At 70.8% G+C, this 17,479-nt stretch carries 14 protein-coding genes; 11 read left to right on the plus strand and 3 right to left on the minus strand.

All coding sequences use genetic code 11. From position 1 onward, the window contains the following. Positions 1-8 precede the first annotated feature (8 nt). Positions 9-1,694, minus strand: coding sequence for a hydantoinase B/oxoprolinase family protein (locus WMI84_RS03320; RefSeq protein ID WP_347350585.1), 1,686 nt, complete (start codon positions 1,692-1,694; stop codon positions 9-11). Further along, on the minus strand, positions 1,691-3,739 hold the full coding sequence (locus WMI84_RS03325; protein ID WP_347350586.1) for a hydantoinase/oxoprolinase family protein: 2,049 nt from the start codon (positions 3,737-3,739) through the stop codon (positions 1,691-1,693). The genes WMI84_RS03320 and WMI84_RS03325 overlap by 4 nt, the downstream gene beginning before the upstream one ends. 240 nt (positions 3,740-3,979) lie before the next feature. Here WMI84_RS03325 and WMI84_RS03330 point away from each other — a divergent pair, with 240 nt between their 5' ends. The 5 genes from WMI84_RS03330 to WMI84_RS03350 all read left to right on the plus strand — a co-directional run bounded on the left by WMI84_RS03330 (position 3,980) and on the right by WMI84_RS03350 (position 9,735). Beyond that, positions 3,980-4,516, plus strand: a complete 537-nt coding sequence (locus tag WMI84_RS03330; protein ID WP_347350587.1) for an Lrp/AsnC family transcriptional regulator — start codon at positions 3,980-3,982, stop codon at positions 4,514-4,516. Between the two features lie 62 nt (positions 4,517-4,578). Next, complete coding sequence (locus WMI84_RS03335) at positions 4,579-5,802, plus strand: Xaa-Pro peptidase family protein (RefSeq protein ID WP_347350588.1); 1,224 nt, start codon at positions 4,579-4,581, stop codon at positions 5,800-5,802. 85 nt (positions 5,803-5,887) lie between these two features. Next, entirely contained in the window at positions 5,888-7,498 is a 1,611-nt protein-coding gene (locus tag WMI84_RS03340; protein WP_347350589.1) for a sugar ABC transporter ATP-binding protein, read from the plus strand. Further along, complete coding sequence (locus WMI84_RS03345; protein WP_347350590.1) at positions 7,495-8,523, plus strand: ABC transporter permease; 1,029 nt, start codon at positions 7,495-7,497, stop codon at positions 8,521-8,523. The genes WMI84_RS03340 and WMI84_RS03345 overlap by 4 nt, the downstream gene beginning before the upstream one ends. A 48-nt stretch (positions 8,524-8,571) precedes the next feature. After that, a complete protein-coding gene (locus WMI84_RS03350; protein WP_347350591.1) occupies positions 8,572-9,735 on the plus strand; it encodes a substrate-binding domain-containing protein in 1,164 nt (387 codons plus the stop codon). Between the two features lie 176 nt (positions 9,736-9,911). On the opposite strand, the gene WMI84_RS03355 is transcribed toward WMI84_RS03350, so the two are convergent. Further along, the gene (locus WMI84_RS03355) at positions 9,912-11,117 is read right to left on the minus strand and encodes an ROK family protein (protein WP_347350592.1); all 1,206 of its coding nucleotides are present in this window, start codon (positions 11,115-11,117) and stop codon (positions 9,912-9,914) included. A 143-nt stretch (positions 11,118-11,260) separates the two neighbouring features. Between WMI84_RS03355 and WMI84_RS03360 the strand changes: the two genes are divergently transcribed. From WMI84_RS03360 to WMI84_RS03385, 6 genes are all read left to right on the plus strand, one after another. Beyond that, on the plus strand, positions 11,261-12,550 hold the full coding sequence (locus tag WMI84_RS03360) for an extracellular solute-binding protein (RefSeq protein WP_347350593.1): 1,290 nt from the start codon (positions 11,261-11,263) through the stop codon (positions 12,548-12,550). Beyond that, complete coding sequence (locus WMI84_RS03365; protein WP_347350594.1) at positions 12,547-13,461, plus strand: sugar ABC transporter permease; 915 nt, start codon at positions 12,547-12,549, stop codon at positions 13,459-13,461. Before WMI84_RS03360 ends, WMI84_RS03365 begins: the two co-directional genes overlap by 4 nt. An 86-nt stretch (positions 13,462-13,547) precedes the next feature. Next, the gene (locus WMI84_RS03370) at positions 13,548-14,369 is read left to right on the plus strand and encodes a carbohydrate ABC transporter permease (protein WP_347350598.1); all 822 of its coding nucleotides are present in this window, start codon (positions 13,548-13,550) and stop codon (positions 14,367-14,369) included. A gap of 79 nt (positions 14,370-14,448) precedes the next feature. Further along, positions 14,449-16,164: a glycoside hydrolase family 13 protein gene (locus WMI84_RS03375; RefSeq protein ID WP_347350599.1), complete on the plus strand. Its 1,716-nt coding sequence runs from the start codon at positions 14,449-14,451 to the stop codon at positions 16,162-16,164. Between the two features lie 402 nt (positions 16,165-16,566). Then, positions 16,567-16,836 carry a hypothetical protein gene (locus WMI84_RS03380; protein ID WP_347350595.1) on the plus strand — a complete coding sequence of 90 codons (270 nt, stop codon included), beginning with the start codon at positions 16,567-16,569 and terminating at the stop codon, positions 16,834-16,836. Continuing rightward, complete coding sequence (locus WMI84_RS03385) at positions 16,833-17,213, plus strand: hypothetical protein (protein WP_347350596.1); 381 nt, start codon at positions 16,833-16,835, stop codon at positions 17,211-17,213. The genes WMI84_RS03380 and WMI84_RS03385 overlap by 4 nt, the downstream gene beginning before the upstream one ends. Positions 17,214-17,479 lie beyond the last annotated feature (266 nt).

The following is a 17,479-nucleotide window of genomic DNA, read 5'->3' on the forward strand; positions in this document are numbered from 1 at the left end:
TGCCGGCCTCAGCCGATCCCGCCGACGGGGCGCTCCCCGGCGTCGACGAGGACCCGTCCACCGGCCAGGTCGGCCGCGGCGAGGGCCGGGTCGCGCCGGGCCGGGTCGCCGTAGCCGCCGCCACCGGCGGTCTCGGCCCGGATCACCGAGCCTGCCTCGAGGGTCAGCGAGGCCTTCGTCGGCAGGTCGACCGCCTGGCCGTCGGGGCCGAAGACCGTCACGACCGTGGGCGCTCCGTCCGTGCCGCCGGCCGCACCCCGCGGGGCGAAGTCGGGATGGGTCTGCTCGGCGTAGTAGGTCACCCGCTGCGGGTGGTCGAGGATCTCGTACTCGCGGATGTAGCCCATCCCGCCGTAGTACTCGCCGGCACCCTGGGAGCCGGGCCGCAGCTCGCTGCGCCGGACCCGGATCTGGTAGTTGGTCTCGACGACCTCCGCCGGCATGACGCCCACGTTGGACATGTACGTGTCGACCCCGTCGAGGCCGTCGCTGCCCGGCACGGCACCGGTCCCGCCACCGACCACCTCGGCCATCACCGAGTCGCGCCCGGTGACCGGGGAGGTGCTGCCGACGTTGACGCAGAAGAAGCTGCAGTTGCTGCTGCCGATGGCGACCTCGGGCCACAGGTCGGCCATCGCCCGGATCAGGGTGTCCGCGAGGCGCTGGCAGGTGTTGTGCCGGATCGAGACCGCCGCCGGCTTACGCGGGTTGAGCACGGTTCCCTCGGGGCAGATCACCTCGACGGCTCTCAGGATGCCGTCGTTGGCGCCGAGGTCCTTGGCGACGACGGTGCGCACCGCGTAGACGATCCCGGCCCGGGTGCTGGCCCACGGGACGTTCATGGCGCCGGACACCTGCGGGTCGCTGCCGGACAGGTCGATGGTCAGGTGGTCGCCGACCTTGGTGACCTTCGCATGCACCCGGGTGGGCGGCCCGTGCCGACCGTCGTCGTCCAGGAACCCCTCGGCCTCGCCGGTGCCGTCGGCCAGCCCGGACAGGGCCACCCGGGTGCCGCTCTCGGCGACCACGAGCATCCGGTCCATGACGTCCAGGACGAGGTCACGGTCATAGTGCTCGACCAGCTCGAGCAGCCGGCTCTCGCCCACCGCGCAGGCCGCACGCTGGGCGCGCAGGTCGCTCACGGTGCTCAGCGGGTCACGGATGTTCTCGGTGATGATGGCGATGACGTCGGGGTTCTCGACCCCGGCGATGGACAGGCGCACCGGGGCCAGGATCAGGCCCTCGGCGTAGATGTCCTGCAGGTCCGGTCCCTCGCTGCCGGGGTTGACGCCACCGACGTCGATGTGGTGCGCCGCCGTGCCGGCCCAGCCGATCCGCTTGCCCTCGTGGTAGATCGGGCCGACGACGTTGACGTCCGGCAGGTGCATGGCGCCCAGGAACGGGTGGTTGCTGATGTAGCTGTCACCGGGGGCGATCGCATCGCCCCACCGTTCGATGATCGCCTTGACGACCAGGGACATCGCGCCGAGCTGCGCGGGGATGTAGTCGGCCTGCGCGACCAGGTCGCCGTCCGCGGTGAACAGCGCGCAGGAGAAGTCGTCCATGTCGCGGATGATCGGGCTGTAGCTGGAGCGCTTGAGGACGGCGCCCATCTCCTCGGCAGCCGAGTGCAGGGCCGCCGAGACGACCTCGAAGGTCACCGTGTCGACGGTGCTGGTGGATGTGGTGCTCACTTCTTCTCCTCCGTCAGGACCATGTCGCCGGTCGGGGTGACGCGCAGGCGCTGCCCACCGAGGATCACGGTCGTCGAGTCCATCTGGTGCACGATCGCCGGGCCGACGATCGTGTCCCCGGCCAGCAGCCGGGCCCGGTCCCACACCGGGGTCTGCTGCGCCGCCCCGGTCCCGGGGATGACCACGGGCCGCTCGGCGATGCGGGCCGCCGGGTCGGGGGTGCCGGTGCCCTCGTCGAGCTGCTGGGCGGTGGCGGCGCCCTGGTGGCCGGTCGCGGTGACCCGCAGGGTGACGATCTCGACCGGCTCGGTGCGGTTGGCGTGCCCGTAGCGCAGCTCGTGCAGGTCGCCGAAGTCCTCGGGCAACCGCAACAGTCCCGCACGGGTCAGCTCCACCGGGACGTTCAGCTCGAAGCCCTGCCCCATGTAGCGGCAGTCGACGGTCCCGGCCACCTCGATGCGCTCCCGCGGGATCTCGTCCTCCTGCAGGCGGGCGACCAGTGCCTCGGCGCTCGTGGTGAACCACTCGAGCAGCCCGTCGACGTCGGCGGGGTCGAAGGGACGCAGCACGGTCTGGGCGTCGTCGAAGCGCAGCCCGGCCGAGACGAGCCCCTCGGCCGAGAAGATGCCGGGACGCTCCGGGATCAGGACGCCGGCCAGGCCGAGGTGACGCAGGAGCAGGCCCGCGTGCAGCGGTCCGGCGCCGCCGAAGGGGACGAGGGTGAACTCGCGCGGGTCGAGCCCACGCTCGACGCTCACCTTGCGCAGCGCGCGGATCATGTGCGCGACGGAGACGGCGATGATCGCCTCGGCTGCCTCGGTCGCGCTCATCCCGAGCTTCTCACCGAGCTCGCCCAGGGCCCGCTCCGCTCCCTCGCGGTCCAGGGAGAGGTCACTGGCGAGGGTGGCGCTGCCCAGCGTGCCGAGCACGACGTGGGCATCGGTCAGGGTCGGCTCGGTCCCGCCGCGGCCGTAGCTGACCGGTCCGGGTACGGCCTTGGCCGACTGGGGACCGACCCGGAGCCGTCCGGTGGCGTCGACCCAGGCGATCGAGCCGCCGCCGGAGCCGATGGTGTGGATGTCGACGGTCGGGGCGAGCAGGGTGTGGTCGTCGATCTGCTGCGCGGTGGTCATCGGGGTGACCCCGTCACGGACGAGGCAGATGTCGACGGACGTCCCGCCCATGTCCAGGCTGATCGTCTTGTCCAGTCCGTGCCGCGCGGCCAGGCCGACCAGGCCGGTCACCCCGCCCGCCGGCCCCGACAGGACCAGCTTGTGGGCCTCGGCGTCGGCCCGCTCCGCCGGCACGCAACCGCCGTTGGACTGCATCACCAGCAGCGGCGCCTCCACGCCGAGCTCGGCCACGGCCGAGGACGCCCGGCGCAGGTAGCCGCCGACGATGGGCCGCAGCGCCGCGTTCATCGCCGTCGTGGCCGTCCGCGGGTACTCGCGGAACTCGCGGGCCACCTCGCTGGACAAGGTGACCGGGGTGTCCGGCAGGGCAGCGCGCAGCGCCCGGCCGAGGGCCGCCTCGTGGGTGTCGTCGATGTAGCTGAAGAGCAGGCTCACCGCGACCGCCTCGGGGTCCAGGGCGACGACCTCCGCCACGACGCGGTCGATCTCCGCATCGCCGAGTGCCTGCAGCACCTTGCCCCGCGGGTCGATCCGCTCGTCCACCTCGAGCCGGTGGGTCCGCGCGACGAGCTCGCGGGGCCGCGCCGGGGTGAGGCTGTAGACATCCGGCCGGCTGCCCTGGCGGTAGGCCAGCACGTCCCGGAAGCCCTTGGTCGTCACGAGCGCCACCTGGGCCCAGGCGCCGGTCAGTGTCGCGTTGGTGGCCACGGTCGTGCCGTGGCAGACGAGCCGCACGTCGTCGATGGCCATGCCTTGGGTGGACAGCTCGGTTATGGCGTCGGCCAGGCCCTGCGAAGGGTCGGCCGGCGTCGAGGGCACCTTGGCGACGAGGACCGCACCGGTCGAGGACTGGGCGATCGCGTCCGTGAAGGTGCCACCCGCATCAATACTCACGTTCCAGGTCTGGTTCACCAGGTTCTCCGCACGTCGATGGGTGGGTCATCCCCAGGCGTCTGCCCGGGTGATGACCAACCGTCTCCCACGCGGCCCGCAGCGCACATCCGTCGGATGACGTATTCCCTTACGTCGCTCGATGACGGATACTCGATGCACTGACAGATCTGTTGACGAATGATCAATCGTTACTCAACCTGCAACACCGATCCTCTTGAAGGATCCCCAACCCGACACGCAATGCGCAAGGAGGCCAGCGTGGACAACCTGGACTGGCAGATCGTCGAGGCGCTGCAGCAGGACGGCCGGCGCAGCTACCGCCAGATGGGGCGGGACCTAGGGGTCTCCCCCGGGACGGTGCGGCTGCGCACCCGCCAGCTCATCGACGACGGCTACCTGCGGGTCATCGGCGTGCCGACGGCGCGCCTGCTCGGCAGGCAGTTCCAGGCCACCATCGCCCTCAAGCTCGAGCCGGGCCATGCCCGGGCCGTGGCCGAGCTGCTCGCCGAGCGTCCGGAGGTCGGCTGGATCGGCCTGACGACCTCCAGCCGGTACGACGTCCTCTTCGAGGTCATCCTCGACGACAGCCGCGCGTTCGGCCCCTACCGCGAGGAGTTCCTGGCCGGCCTGCCCGGTTGTCGCGACATCGAGGTCTTCGAGATCTGGGACGTCCCCAAGTTCAGCTACGACCTGGCCCAAGCCCGCAGCGCCGACGACGAGCCGACCTCCGCACCATCCACGAGTCGCTCCCCCCGCACCGGAGCCGGTGCGGACGCCGACCCGTCCACGGCCTGAACCGTCCCGAAGCGCACCAGCCCCGATCCGTCCATCCGCCCACCCACCTGGAGACCGCAACCATGATCAACCCCCGCCCCTACGCCGCGATGCTGAGCGAGCGCACCCTGCCGTCATACCTGCCCTTCCCCAAGGAGGAGTACACCGCCCGGCTGGCCAAGGTGCTCGCCAGCATGTCCGATGCCGGCATCGAGATCCTGCTCGTGTCCAACACGGCCAACTGGGCCTGGCTCACCGGCTACGACACGACGATGCCCTCCTGCTACGGGGTCGGTCTCGTCTTCGCCGACGGGTCGCTGGCGGTGCACACCGCCGAGCTCGAGGCGCCCTGCGCCCTGGCCAGCTCGGTGGTCACCGACGTGATCGTCTACGACTGGTACGACAACCGCTCGACCGCCGAGCAGCTCGCCGACGTGCTGCTCGCGCGCGGCGCCGCCGGCCGCGGCATCGGCGTCGAGATGGCCTACCCGGAGACCTTCGGCATCGGTGCCTACGACGCCAAGAGCTTCCTCACCCTGCAGGACAAGCTGCCCACCGCGCGTTTCACCGACGCCACGCAGCTGATCATGGACCACCGGATGATCAAGTCCGCTAGCGAGGTGGCCTACATGAAGCAGGCCGGCAAGCTGACCTGGCTGGGGCTGCAGGCCGCGCTCGAGGCCGCCAAGGAGGGGCGCACCGACAACGACATGGTCGCGGCCGGCTACGAGGCGATGTACGCCGCCGGCTCCGAGCTGACCTCCATCGACGGGATGTGCATGGTCGGCGAGCGGGCCGGTCTGGGCCCCCACATGCCGTTCAAGCGCACCACGCTCACCTCGGGAGACACGATCTACCTCGAGTTCACCGGCACCTACAACCGCTACAACGCGCCGAGCATGCGCAGTGCGGTGATCGGCGAGCCCGCCCCGGGCGTGCGGCGCCTGGCCGATGCGGCCATCACAACCCTGGGTCTGCTCACCGAGAACATCCGGCCGGGACGCACCGGCGACGACGTCGCCCGCATCGCGGCCAAGGGACTCGAGCCGGTGGCCGACGAGATGTGGTTCCACGGGGCCTACGGCTACGGGATCGGCATGGGCATGCAGCCCTCGTGGTGCGAGGCGCCGATGTACATCGCGCCCGGCATCGACCGCGAGCTGCGTCCCGGCATGGCCTTCCACCTGCCCGTGTGCATCTTCGTGCCGGGCCAGTACGGCACCGGCTTCAGCGAGAGCGTCGTGGTGACCGAGACCGGGTGCGAGCTGCTCACCCCGGGGCTCGGGCTCGAGCTGGCGGTGCGCTGATGGCCACCGTGCTGCCGACCACCGTGCTGCCGACCGTCGCGCGGTCCGGCGGTCGCCGGCCCGCCGGGATCGGGTAGGTGCCGTCATGGACCGCCAACCCCTCCCGCGGCCCACCTCCGAGCTGTCCCTCGACGCGGCGCTCGACCGCGCCCTGGACCCCGACGTCGACCTCGAGGGTATGCCGCTCGCGCTGTCGGTCACGAACGTGTCCAAGACCTACGGCGTGACCAGAGCCCTTCGCAACGCCCACCTGCAGGTACGTCCCGGAGAGGTCGTCTCCCTCGTCGGTGGGAACGGCTCGGGCAAGTCCACCCTCGTGAAGATCATGGCCGGGGTGGTGCGCGCCGACAGCGGGCAGCTGCGCATCCGTGGCCGCAGCTACGAGCTGGACGCCTTCACGCCTGCCGACTCCCGGCGCTGCGGGCTGCACATGGTCCACCAGCACCGAACGACCTTCGACGAGCTGTCGGTCGTGGAGAACCTGTCGATCGGCCGGGGCTTCGAGACCGACCGCTCCGGCCGGATCCGCTGGGGCGCCGCCCGGCGCCGCGCCACGCGGCTGATCGAGCAGTACCAGATCGCCTGCCGGCCGGACGACCTCGTGGGTGACCTCGGCCCTGCGGCGCAGACCATGCTCGAGATCGCCCGGGCCCTGCAGGACCAGCAGGACGCCTCGGAGGGCGTTCTCGTCCTCGACGAGCCGACCGCCAGTCTGCCCCCGCACGAGGTGGAGTTCCTGCTGGGCGCCCTCAAGGGCTTCGCCGAGGCCGGTCAGGGAGTCCTGTTCATCTCGCACCGCCTGGACGAGGTGTTCGACGTCTCGACCCGGGTCACCGGCCTGCGCGACGGGCAGATCGTCGGCACCGTCCCGGCCGAGGGGCTCGAGCGCGAGGAGCTGATCGAGATGATCGCCGGTCGCGCTGTCACCTTCACCGGCTCCGGCGAGGTCGACACGGCCACCACGCAGCCGGTCCTGGCCACCGAGGAGCTCACCGGCGGGTCGGTCCGCGGCGCCACGCTGCAGGTCCACCCCGGGGAGATCGTCGGGGTGGCCGGGCTCGCCGGGTCCGGGCGCAGCACGCTGCTGCGCCTGCTGTTCGGCGCGCAGCGCGCCACCGGCGGGACGATCCGGCTGCGCGACCAGCAGGTCGAGCTCACGAGCCCGGCGGACGGCATCCGGCACGGCATCGCGTTCGTGCCCGAGAACCGCCCCAAGGACGCCGTCTTCCCCGACCTGTCGGTCGCCGAGAACCTCACCATCGGGCACCTGCGCCCGTTCGTCAGCCTCGGCAGCGTCCGGCATCGCGCCGTGCGCCGGGCCGGTCGCGAGGCCATCGTCGAGTACAGCGTCAAGGCCGCGTCCGAGCAGGTCCCGATCGGCAGCCTCTCCGGCGGCAACCAGCAGAAGATCTCGGTCGCCAGATGGCTCGCGACCCCGCCGACCGTGCTGCTGCTCGACGAGCCGACGCAGGGGGTCGACGTCGGCGCCCGCTCCGAGATCTGGGACATCGTGAGGCAGGCCGCGGCCCAGGGCACGGCAGTCCTCGTCGTCAGCTCCGACCTGGAGGAGCTCGTCTACCTCTCCCACCGGCTGGTCATCATGCGCGATGGCCGGCTCGTGGGCTCCCTTGCCAGCCAAGGCCTCTCGCCCGAGGCCGTCAACCACCGACTTCACACCCTGGAGGTGGGGACATGACCCTGAACACTGCCCCGGACGCCACCCCGACCGCGACCACGCCCACCCCGGAGGCCTCCTCGCGCGGGGACCGGGCCCGACGGATCCGCCACCACGCCGAGGCGAGCGCGCTCGTCGTGCTCACCATCGTCGTGGCGATCGTGTGGTCCCTGCTGCCCGAGACGTCCCGCTCGTTCCCATCGCTGGCGAACCTGCGCGTCGTGCTGCTCAGTCAGGCCGTCCTGGTCATCGTGACGATGGGCGCCCTCGTGCCCCTCATCTGCCGGCAGTACGACTTCTCGGTCGGTGCCGTCACCGGCCTCAGCTCGATCCTCGCGGCCAGCGTGCTCGCCGGCGGCGGGTCCATGCCGGTCGCCGTCCTGGCCGGGCTGGGCGTCGCGCTGCTGGTCGGGCTGGTCAACGGCGTGCTGGTCACCGTCGTGGGCGTCGACTCCGTCATCGTCACCCTCGGCATGACCACGCTGCTGGCCGGGGTCGCGACCTGGAAGACCGGCGGGCTCAGCATCCTGTCCGGCATCCCCGAGAGCCTGCTCAGCATCACCAACCCGCTCGTGATCGGGATCCCGATCAGCTTCGCCGTCGCGCTGGTGTTCACCATCGCCACCGGCTACACGATGCGCAGCACGCCGTTCGGCAGGTACCTGCACGCCATCGGCTCCAACGTGTCCGCGGCACGCCTGGTCGGCCTGCCCACGCGCCGGCTCACCCTGGGCGCCTTCCTCATCTCGGCCCTGTTCGCCGGGGCCGCCGGGATCGTGCTGCTGGGGACGACCGGAGCCGGCAACCCCCGCGTCGGACCGGAGCTGACCCTGCCCGCCATCGCGGCCGGCTTCCTCAGCGTGGCCGCCATCAAGCCCGGCCGGTTCAACGTCTGGGGAGCCTTCGTGGCGATCCTGTTCCTCGCCGTGCTGAACAGCGGGCTGAACCTGATGGGCGTCAGCTCGTACGTCAACGACTTCGCCAACGGCCTCGCCCTGATCGCCGGGGTCTCGCTCTCGGCCCTGCTCCGCCGCCGCGGTACCTGAGCGGCGCGACGCCGCGGCCCCTCCCAGACCTCCACGGAAGGCACACCCATGAAGCTCACCCGTATCCGGCGACACCTGTCGGCCGTCGCGGCCGTCGTCCTGACCGCGGCCCTGGCGGCCTGCGGCACGGCCGACAGCGACCCCCAGAGCGGCTCCGCGGCACAGGCTGCTCCCGGGGCCGGCGTGGCCGCCGTCCAAGGCGACTTCGACCGTTGGATCAAGGGGACCAGTGTCGCGCCACCCGTGGCGGACAGCCCCAAGGCCGCCGCCGGCAAGCACATCTGGATCATCTCGTGCGGACAGTCGAACGCCTCGTGCGCCCGGGGCACCAAGGGGGCGCAGGACGCCGCGGCCGCCATCGGGTGGGAGGCCACCGTCTACGACACCAAGGGCAACCTGTCCACCGCGGGCGACGGCATCCGGCAGGCCATCGCCGGCCGGGCGGACGGCATCTTCATGTACTTCATCGACTGCAGCTACGCCCAGCAGCCGCTGGCCGAGGCCAAGGCCGCCGGGATCCCGGTCGTTCAGGCCGAGGGGATCGACTGCAACATCGCCGACCCCAAGTCGCCCTCGCTGTTCACCCACAGCGTCTCCTACGAGGAGGGCCCGCTGCTGACCTGGCTCGAGTCGTTCGGCGCCTCGCTCGCGGCCCTGCTGGTCACCGAGACCAACGGACGCGGCAACATCCTCTTCGTCGCCGACAACGTCGCCATCGGCACCCAGAACGTCATCAAGGGCTACAAGCGGGAGATGGCCAAGTGCCCCGACTGCACCTCGGAGGTCGTCGAGTACTCCTTCGACCAGCTGACGGCCGGGGTCAGCCAGCAGGTCCAGCAGAAGCTGCTGCAGAAACCGGACACCGACGCGGTCGGCGTCGCCTACGACGGCATCCTGCAGGGCGGCGTCTCCGTGGCCGTCCTGCAGTCCATCCGGGGCGGCCGCCATCTCGTCCTGGCTGCCGGCGAGGGCTCTGCCCCGACGATGGACCTGGTCCGCAAGGGCAGTGTCGTCGGCGGGTCCGGCCTGGACAACGAGTGGGAGGGCTGGTCCGGCGTGGACAACCTGAACCGGATCATGCAGGGTGCGCCGGGCGTCGGCAGCGGGATCGGCATCCAGCTCTACGACAAGGAGCACAACGTGCCGGCCAGCGGGCCGTACGTCGCCACCGTGGACTACCAGGCTGCCTACCGCAAGGCCTGGGCGCGCTGACCCGGCCTGACCGCGCCTGCCCACGTCAGCGTGCTCGACCACCTCCGACGAGGCGCCCGGATGCCGCTCAGCCACCTCCCCGACCACCCGCCCGACCGCGCGTGGCCGGGGAGGCGGGCTGGGCGGCATACCGTCTCGCGGCGAGGAGGCAGGTGGGGCCCACGCCCCCTCACCGGTCAGGTGGCCGGCTGCCGCCAGACGTCGAGGACCCGCTCGCGGGCCGTCGCGGAGGCTGCCGCGACCGCGCCCACGACCACGACGTCGGCGCCGAGGCGGGAGCCGACCAGCTCGGGCGCCGGCAGGTCCAGGTCGGTCGGCAGGGCGAGCCGGGCGGCGGCGATGACCTCGTCGATCCCGGCTGAGATCGCGCCCGACACGACGACCAGCCGCGGGTCGAACATGCTCCCGAGGACGCTCACGATCCGCGCCAGCACCGCGGCCACCCGCGCGGCGACCCGGCCCGCGTCAGCGTCACCCGCGGCCGCCAGCTCGAGCACGGACCGCCCGTCGATGCGTTCCGGCGGCATCGCCCCCAGCGCGCTTTCGGGTGCCAGCCTCGCCCCGGCGATCTCCGCCCTGGCCCACTGCGCCGCCCGGGTGCCCAGCCCCTCCGCGGAGCCGACGCCGTCGACGTGGTCGAAGGCGATCATCTCGCCGACCCCGCCGTGCGCCCCCCGCAGGACCCGCCCGTCGACCACGACGCCGGCGCCCAGCCGGGTCCCGGCCAGCAGCGAGACGTAGTCGGGGCACCCGACGGCCGCGCCCACCGCCCCCTCGGCCACGGCCGCCAGGGAGGCGTCGTTGTCGATGCGCACCAGTGGCGCCCAGGCGAACGCGTCGACCAGGCCGGGGTTCATCAGGTCCCAGAAGCCGGTGCGGTGCCGCGGCGAACGCCCCTCGGCGTCCACGGGTGCCGGCACCCCGACGCAGACCGCCAGCACGTCATGGCGGGTCCGCCCCGCCGCACGCAGCGCATCGGACACCGCTGCGACGATCAGGCGGCGCCGGGTCGTGGCGTCGTCGCGCTCGACGTCGAGGGCGAGCCGGTGCGTCGCGAGCGTCCGGGACCGCAGGTCCGCCACCACGACCGTGACCCGCGCGTGGCCCGCGTCGACGCCGACGAGCACGGCGGCATCCTCGCGCACCTCGAAGCGCCGGGCCGGACGGCCCTTGCGGTAGGAGCTGGTCACCCGCGCGTTCGGCAGCTCGCGAAGCAGGCCCAGCCCGGCCAGCGTGTCCATGGCCTCGATCGTGGTCGACCGGGTCAGCCCGGTGGCGCCCATCACCGCAGAGGCGGTGAAGTCGTCCGCGCCCCAAGCGTGCTCGAGCACTGCGGCCAGGCTGAGCGGCCTCGGTGCGAGGCTCTTCGGCGATGCAGTCATGAGTATTGACCTGCTCTCGGTTGTGCTGTCATAATGCGTCGAGGCAGTTTATTCGATAAGTAAATCTACTCATCGAACCTTCTAGTTGCAACCACCACCGGACGGAGAACGAGGTGCCTGAGAGAGCAGGACGAGCACGGCGCATGGTCGCAGCGGTGGCCGCGGTCGCGGTGAGCGCAGCGGTGCTGGTCGGATGCTCGACCGACAGCCGGGAGACGGTCCGCTTCACCTTCAGCAAGCGTGAGGCGATCGAGTTCATGCAGAAGGTCGTCGACGACTACAACGCCTCGCAGCAGCGGGTGCGGGTCGTCATGGACACCTCGGGTGTCGATGTCGTGTCGGCCAGCTTCGTGCGCGGCAACCCGCCCGACCTCATGCTCGCCAACTACAACTTCGAGGTCGCGCGGTTCGTGCAGCGCTGCACGCTCAGCGACCTCTCCGGAACCCGTGCCGCCGCGGAGGTCCGCAAGGACCTGCAGCCGCTGATGGACCAGTACGGCCGGTGCGCGGGACGGATCAGCGCGCTGCCCTACTCGGTGATGGCCGCATCCGTGATCTACAACAAGGACATCTTCGCCAAGCACGGGCTCGCCGTCCCACGGACGTGGAGCGAGCTGATCGCGGTCTGCGACAAGCTGAAGGCGGCCGGCGTGACGCCGTTCTACGCCACCTTCAAGGACGACTGGACCGTCGGCCAGGGGTGGTACGACTACTCGGTCGGCGGCTCGCTCGACGTGCTCGACTTCTTCCACCGCCTCTCGGCGGAGGGGGCGAACGTCGGGCCGAGCTCCCCGGTCTCGTTCGAGAAGGGGTTTGCCGAGCCGATGGACAAGATGCTCCAGCTCACCCGCAAGTACGTCAACGCCGACGCGCCCAGCCGGGCCTACGGCGACGGCAACCTCGCCTTCGGCAAGGGGGAGGCGGCCATGTACCTGCAGGGCCCGTGGGCCTTCAGCGAGATCGCCAAGACCGCGCCCAACCTCAAGCTCGGGACGTTCCCGCTGCCGATGACGCAGGACCCCGGTGACCTCCGCGTGCGGGTCAACATGGACCTCGCGGCGATGATCCCCGAGGGCTCGAAGCACCAGCAGGCCGCCCGCGACTTCCTCGAGTACCTCTACCAGCCCGAGCGCATCAGGGCGTACAACGCCTCGCAGCTCGGCTTCACGCCGACCGAGGACGCACCACCGCCTGACGACCCGCGCATCGCCGGGATGACCAAGTACTACCAGGCCGGGCAGGTCTACCAGGGCCCGTCGGTCCTCGTGCCGAAGACGATCCCCGTCTTCAACTACGCGCAGGCCATGGTGTTCGGCGCCGACCCTGCCTCGACCCTCCGGACGATGGACCAGGACTGGGCGCGCCTGGCCTTCCGCCAACCCGCAGCGCCCCAGGCCCTCGGTTCCCACGAGACGAAGGAGTCCGTGCAATGAGCAGGACCATCCCGACCGCGACGGACGGCGCCCGTCGAACCCGCCACAGGGCCCGCCGCGTCGAACCGCTCTACTACCTGTTCCTGCTGCCCAGTCTCGTGCTGTTCACCCTGGCCATCACCCTGCCCGGCGTCATCGGCATCTTCTTCAGCTTCACCGACTCCATCGGCATCGGCGACTGGCACTTCACCGGCCTGACCAACTACATCGCGTTGTTCAGCGACCCGGCGATCCTGCAGAGCTACCTGTTCACCTTCGGCTTCTCGGTGGCGACCGTCATCGTCGTCAACGTCGTGGCGTTCCTGCTCGCGGTCGGGCTGATCTCCCGGGTCCGGTTCAAGACGGGGCTGCGCACGGTCTTCGTGATCCCCATGGTGGTCTCGGGCATCATCATCGCCTACGTCTTCAACTTCCTGTTCTCCAACTCGCTGCCGGCGCTCGGCGATGCGCTCGGCATCTCGTGGCTGCAGACGAGCCTGCTGGCCAACCCCGACCTGGCCTGGGTGGCGATCGTCATCGTCACTGCGTGGCAGGCGATCCCCGGCACGCTGCTGATCTACATCGCCGGCCTGCTCGCGGTGCCCGGCGACGTCTACGAGGCGGCCGACCTCGACGGGGCGTCCAAGACCCAGCAGATGCTGCGGATCACCCTGCCGCTCGTGGCCGGTTACGTCGTCATCAACTTCATCCTCGGGTTCAAGGGCTTCCTGAACGCGTACGACATCATCGTCGGCCTGACCAACGGCGGTCCCGGCACCTCGACCCGAAGCATCGCCCTGTCGATCATCGGCGGCTTCAACGGCGGCGACTACGCCTACCAGATGGCCAACGCGACGATCTTCTTCGTCGTCGCCATCATCATCTCCCTGCTCCAGCTCTCCCTCACCCGCGGAAGGAACCAGCTCTCGTGACCACCAACCAGCCGGCGCTGAACTTCGAGCAGGCAGACGTCTCCGTCGGGCTGCAGAACGCCAGGCCCAAGCGGTCCTGGAAGAAGATGGAGCGGGTCAACTGGTCCGCGACGGTCATCCTCATGCTGTGCTCGGTCACCGTACTGCTCCCGCTGTACGTGACCATCTCGATGGCCTTCAAGACGACCGGGCAGGCCGTCGACGGCAACGCCTTCTCGCTGCCGGCGCCGTTCAGCATCGACGGCTTCGTGCAGGCCTGGAACCTCACGAAGTTCCCGGTCGGCGCGGGCATCTCGCTGCTGGTGACCGCCGGCACCGTGATCGCCACCATCCTGCTGGCGGCCTTCGCCTCCTACGCGATCGTGCGCAACTGGGAGCGCCGGCTGTTCCGGTACTCGTTCTTCTACATGCTCGGGGCGATGTTCATCCCGTTCCCCGTCGTCGCGCTCCCCCAGATCCAGCTGACCGGACGCGTGGGCCTGGACAACCCGCTCGGCGTCATCATCCTGGCCACGATGTTCCAGCTCAGCTTCAGCGTGCTGCTGTTCACCGCGTTCCTGCGCTCCATCCCGCTCGAGCTGGAGGAGAGCGCGCGGATCGACGGCGCCTCGACCTGGCAGACCTTCTGGCACCTGATCTTCCCGCTGCTCGCGCCGATGAGCGCCACGGTCGGCATCTTCGCCTTCCTCTACGCGTGGAACGACTTCATGATGCCCTCGCTGATCATCTCCGACCCGGCGCTGCAGACCCTGCCGGTGCGGCAGAACCTGTTCCAGACCCAGTTCAGCAACAACTACAACGTCTCGTTCGCCTCCTACTTCATGGCCATGGCGCCGGCGATCGTGGCCTACCTGTTCACCCAGCGGTGGGTCATGGAGGGCGTCACCCAGGGCGCCGTCAAGGGCTGAGCCCGCCGCACCCGCTCGACCGACCACCGTCACGCAACACCTCGAAAGGACCTCCTCAACCGTGACCACCTCCCCCGACCTGGCACACAGCACCGCCGCCGAAACCGCCGCCGCCGACGAGGCAGCAGCCTGGTGGCGCCAGGCCGTCGTCTACCAGATCTACCCGCGCAGCTTCGCCGACTCGAACGGCGACGGGCTGGGCGACATCCGCGGCATCACCGACCGCGTCGACTACCTGGCGCAGCTCGGGGTGGACGCGGTCTGGCTCAGCCCGTTCTACCCGTCCGCCCTGGCCGACGGCGGGTATGACGTCGCCGACTACCGCGACGTCGACCCCCGGCTCGGCACGCTCGACGACTTCGACGAGCTGGTGGGAGCGCTGCATGCGCGCGGCATCCGCATCGTGGTCGACATCGTCCCCAACCACACCTCCGACCTGCACGAGTGGTTCCAGCAGGCGCTCGCGGCCGGTCGCGGGTCGGCGGAGCGGGACCGCTACATCTTCCGCGACGGGACCGGGCCGGATGGCGCCCAGCCGCCGACCGACTGGGTGTCGATGTTCGGCGGGTCCGCGTGGGAGCGGGTCGCCGACGGCCAGTGGTACCTGCACAGCTTCGCGGTCGAACAGCCCGACCTGAACTGGAGTCACCCCGACGTGCGGGCCGACTTCCTGACGACCCTGCGGTTCTGGTCGGACCGGGGCGTCGACGGTTTCCGGATCGACGTGGCGCACGCCCTGACCAAGGACCTGACCGAGCCGCTGCCGTCGGCGGCCGAGCTGGCCGAGCTGCCGGTCGACGGCAACCACCCACTGCACGACCGGGACGACGTGCACGAGGTGTATGCCGAGTGGCGCACCGTCCTGGACGCCTACGACCCGCCCCGGTCCGCGGTCGCCGAGGCATGGGTGCACTCCTCGCGGGTGCCGCTCTACGCGCGGCCGGAGAGCCTCGGCCAGTCGTTCAACTTCGACCTGCTGCTGGCCGACTTCGATGCTGGCCAGTTCCGCCGGATCATCACCGACAACCTCGAGCTGGCCGCCCGAGCCGGGTCGTCCAGCACGTGGGTGCTGTCGAACCACGACGTCGTGCGGCATGCGACCCGCTACGGCCTGCCCTCACCGGAACGACTGGCCGACGGCACCCCCGCGCGCAAGCACGGCACCGAGTGGGTGCTGGCCGGCGGGCCCGAGACCCAGCTGGACCGGGCGGGCGGCGAGCGCCGGGCCCGGGCGGCCACCCTGCTGCTGCTCGCCCTGCCGGGTTCGGCCTACCTCTACCAGGGTGAGGAGCTCGGTCTGCACGAGGTGGCCGAGATCGCCGACGAGCAGCGCCAGGACCCGACGTTCTACCGCAGCCCCGGCGTCGACGCCGGCCGCGACGGGTGCCGGGTGCCGCTGCCCTGGACCGCCGACGACACCTCGTTCGGGTTCGGTTCGGGCGGGGCGCACCTGCCCCAGCCGGCGTGGTTCGCCGACCACTCCGTCTCGGTCGAGGACGGTCAGCCGGGCTCGACGCTCGAGCTCTACCGTGCGGCGCTCCAGCTGCGCCGGCGGCTGCAGACCGGCGAACAGCTCAGCTGGGTCGAGACCGGCCGGGACGACGTGTTGCGCTTCCGGCGACCCAACGGGTGGGAGGTCGTCGCGAACTTCGGCACCGAGCCGTACGGGCTGGACGGTCCGGACGGGCTGGACGTGCTGCTCGCCAGCTCTCCGGCGTCGGCCGGGATCGTCCCGGCAGAGACGACGGTGTGGCTCGCGCCGACGGGCGAGGTGAGCCTGCTCCACAGCCAGTGAGGGCTCTACGAGGCGGCCGGTTCGTCCCTTGGGCGCCACGCCGGGGACAACCTCCCCTCATCGTCGCCAGCGGCGGGTATGGCGGTTCGACGTGGTGGACGAACTGGCGAACGACCCGAGCCCAGCGACGGCTCAAGCGCCGTCCGTCCGCGGGCAGCAAGCAAGAAGTCGCCCGCGAGGCGATCCGGTGACGTCCCCGCGGCCATGTTCCCGCCACTGTGGGCGCCATCCCTCGGCGCCCAGAATCGTGTGACGTGTTCAAGAATGTCGGTCCTCGGGGGCCGGTTATCCACAGGCCAGTCCGTGCCGTCTCAAGCGGGAGTCCCTGCATGGCACGCCCGGGAGGGGTCGGCTCTACTTCTTCAACGGGCTGGTCCTACCGTCGGTACTACCATGCGAGGCATGAGCGTGGTCAAGAGGTCTGTGTCACTGGACGAAGATGTCGCGGCGCGCATCGAAGCGGAGGCCCGGCACGAGGGCACCTCGTTCTCCGGCTGGTTGTCGTCGGCCGCCGAGCATCAACTCCGTCTGCGTGAAGGCTTGCGCAGCGTCGCCGACTGGGAAGCCGAGGCCGGCCCGCTCAGCGCGGAGGAGCAGGCGGCGGGAGAGGCACTCCTGGACCGGCTCCTGGGCACTGCACCGTCGGCCCGACCCGGCACGGCCGCTTCGTGAGCGGACTGACCTACGACACCGGTGCCCTGATCGCGGCCGAGAACGACCGACGCCTCGTGTGGGCCCTGCATCGGGCGACGTTGAACCGCGGCCTCATCCCGACCGTGCCCGCTGGAGTCCTGGCCGAGGCCTGGCGAGGTGGGCCCCAAGCCCAGCTCTCACGGCTGCTCAAGGGATGCAGCCTCGAGCCGCTCTCTGAGACCCAAGCGCGTGCGGTCGGCGTGTTGGCGGTCGCATCGGGACTCGAGGACACTGTCGACCTCGCTGTCGCCGAGGGAGCACTCCGGCGTGGCGACGCGGTCGTCACCTCCGATCGCCCTCACATCGAGCAGGCCGCGCGCGCCGCAGGCCGCGTCATCGCCATCCACGACGCCTGACAGGCGCGCCGAGCCATCTGCGCACACGCCATACGACTGAGCTTGTATGCCGCTCAGCTCGGCCACACACGCAGCCTCACCAGGACTTCGCGTCCGTCGACTGACGCCTGCCGAGGCGCGATGACGGACTTGCCACTGCCAGGTCCGCCGCTGACCACGACCCCGGTCTTCACGTCCGAGCGGCGAGCCCGCTGAACGGCATACACCACGTTTCGTCGGCGTCGCGCTGCTCGGCAGACCGCGCGATGGCGCTCGCCGCGATCAGC

Source organism: Intrasporangium sp., assembly GCF_039812505.1.
Lineage (GTDB): Bacteria > Actinomycetota > Actinomycetes > Actinomycetales > Dermatophilaceae > Intrasporangium_A.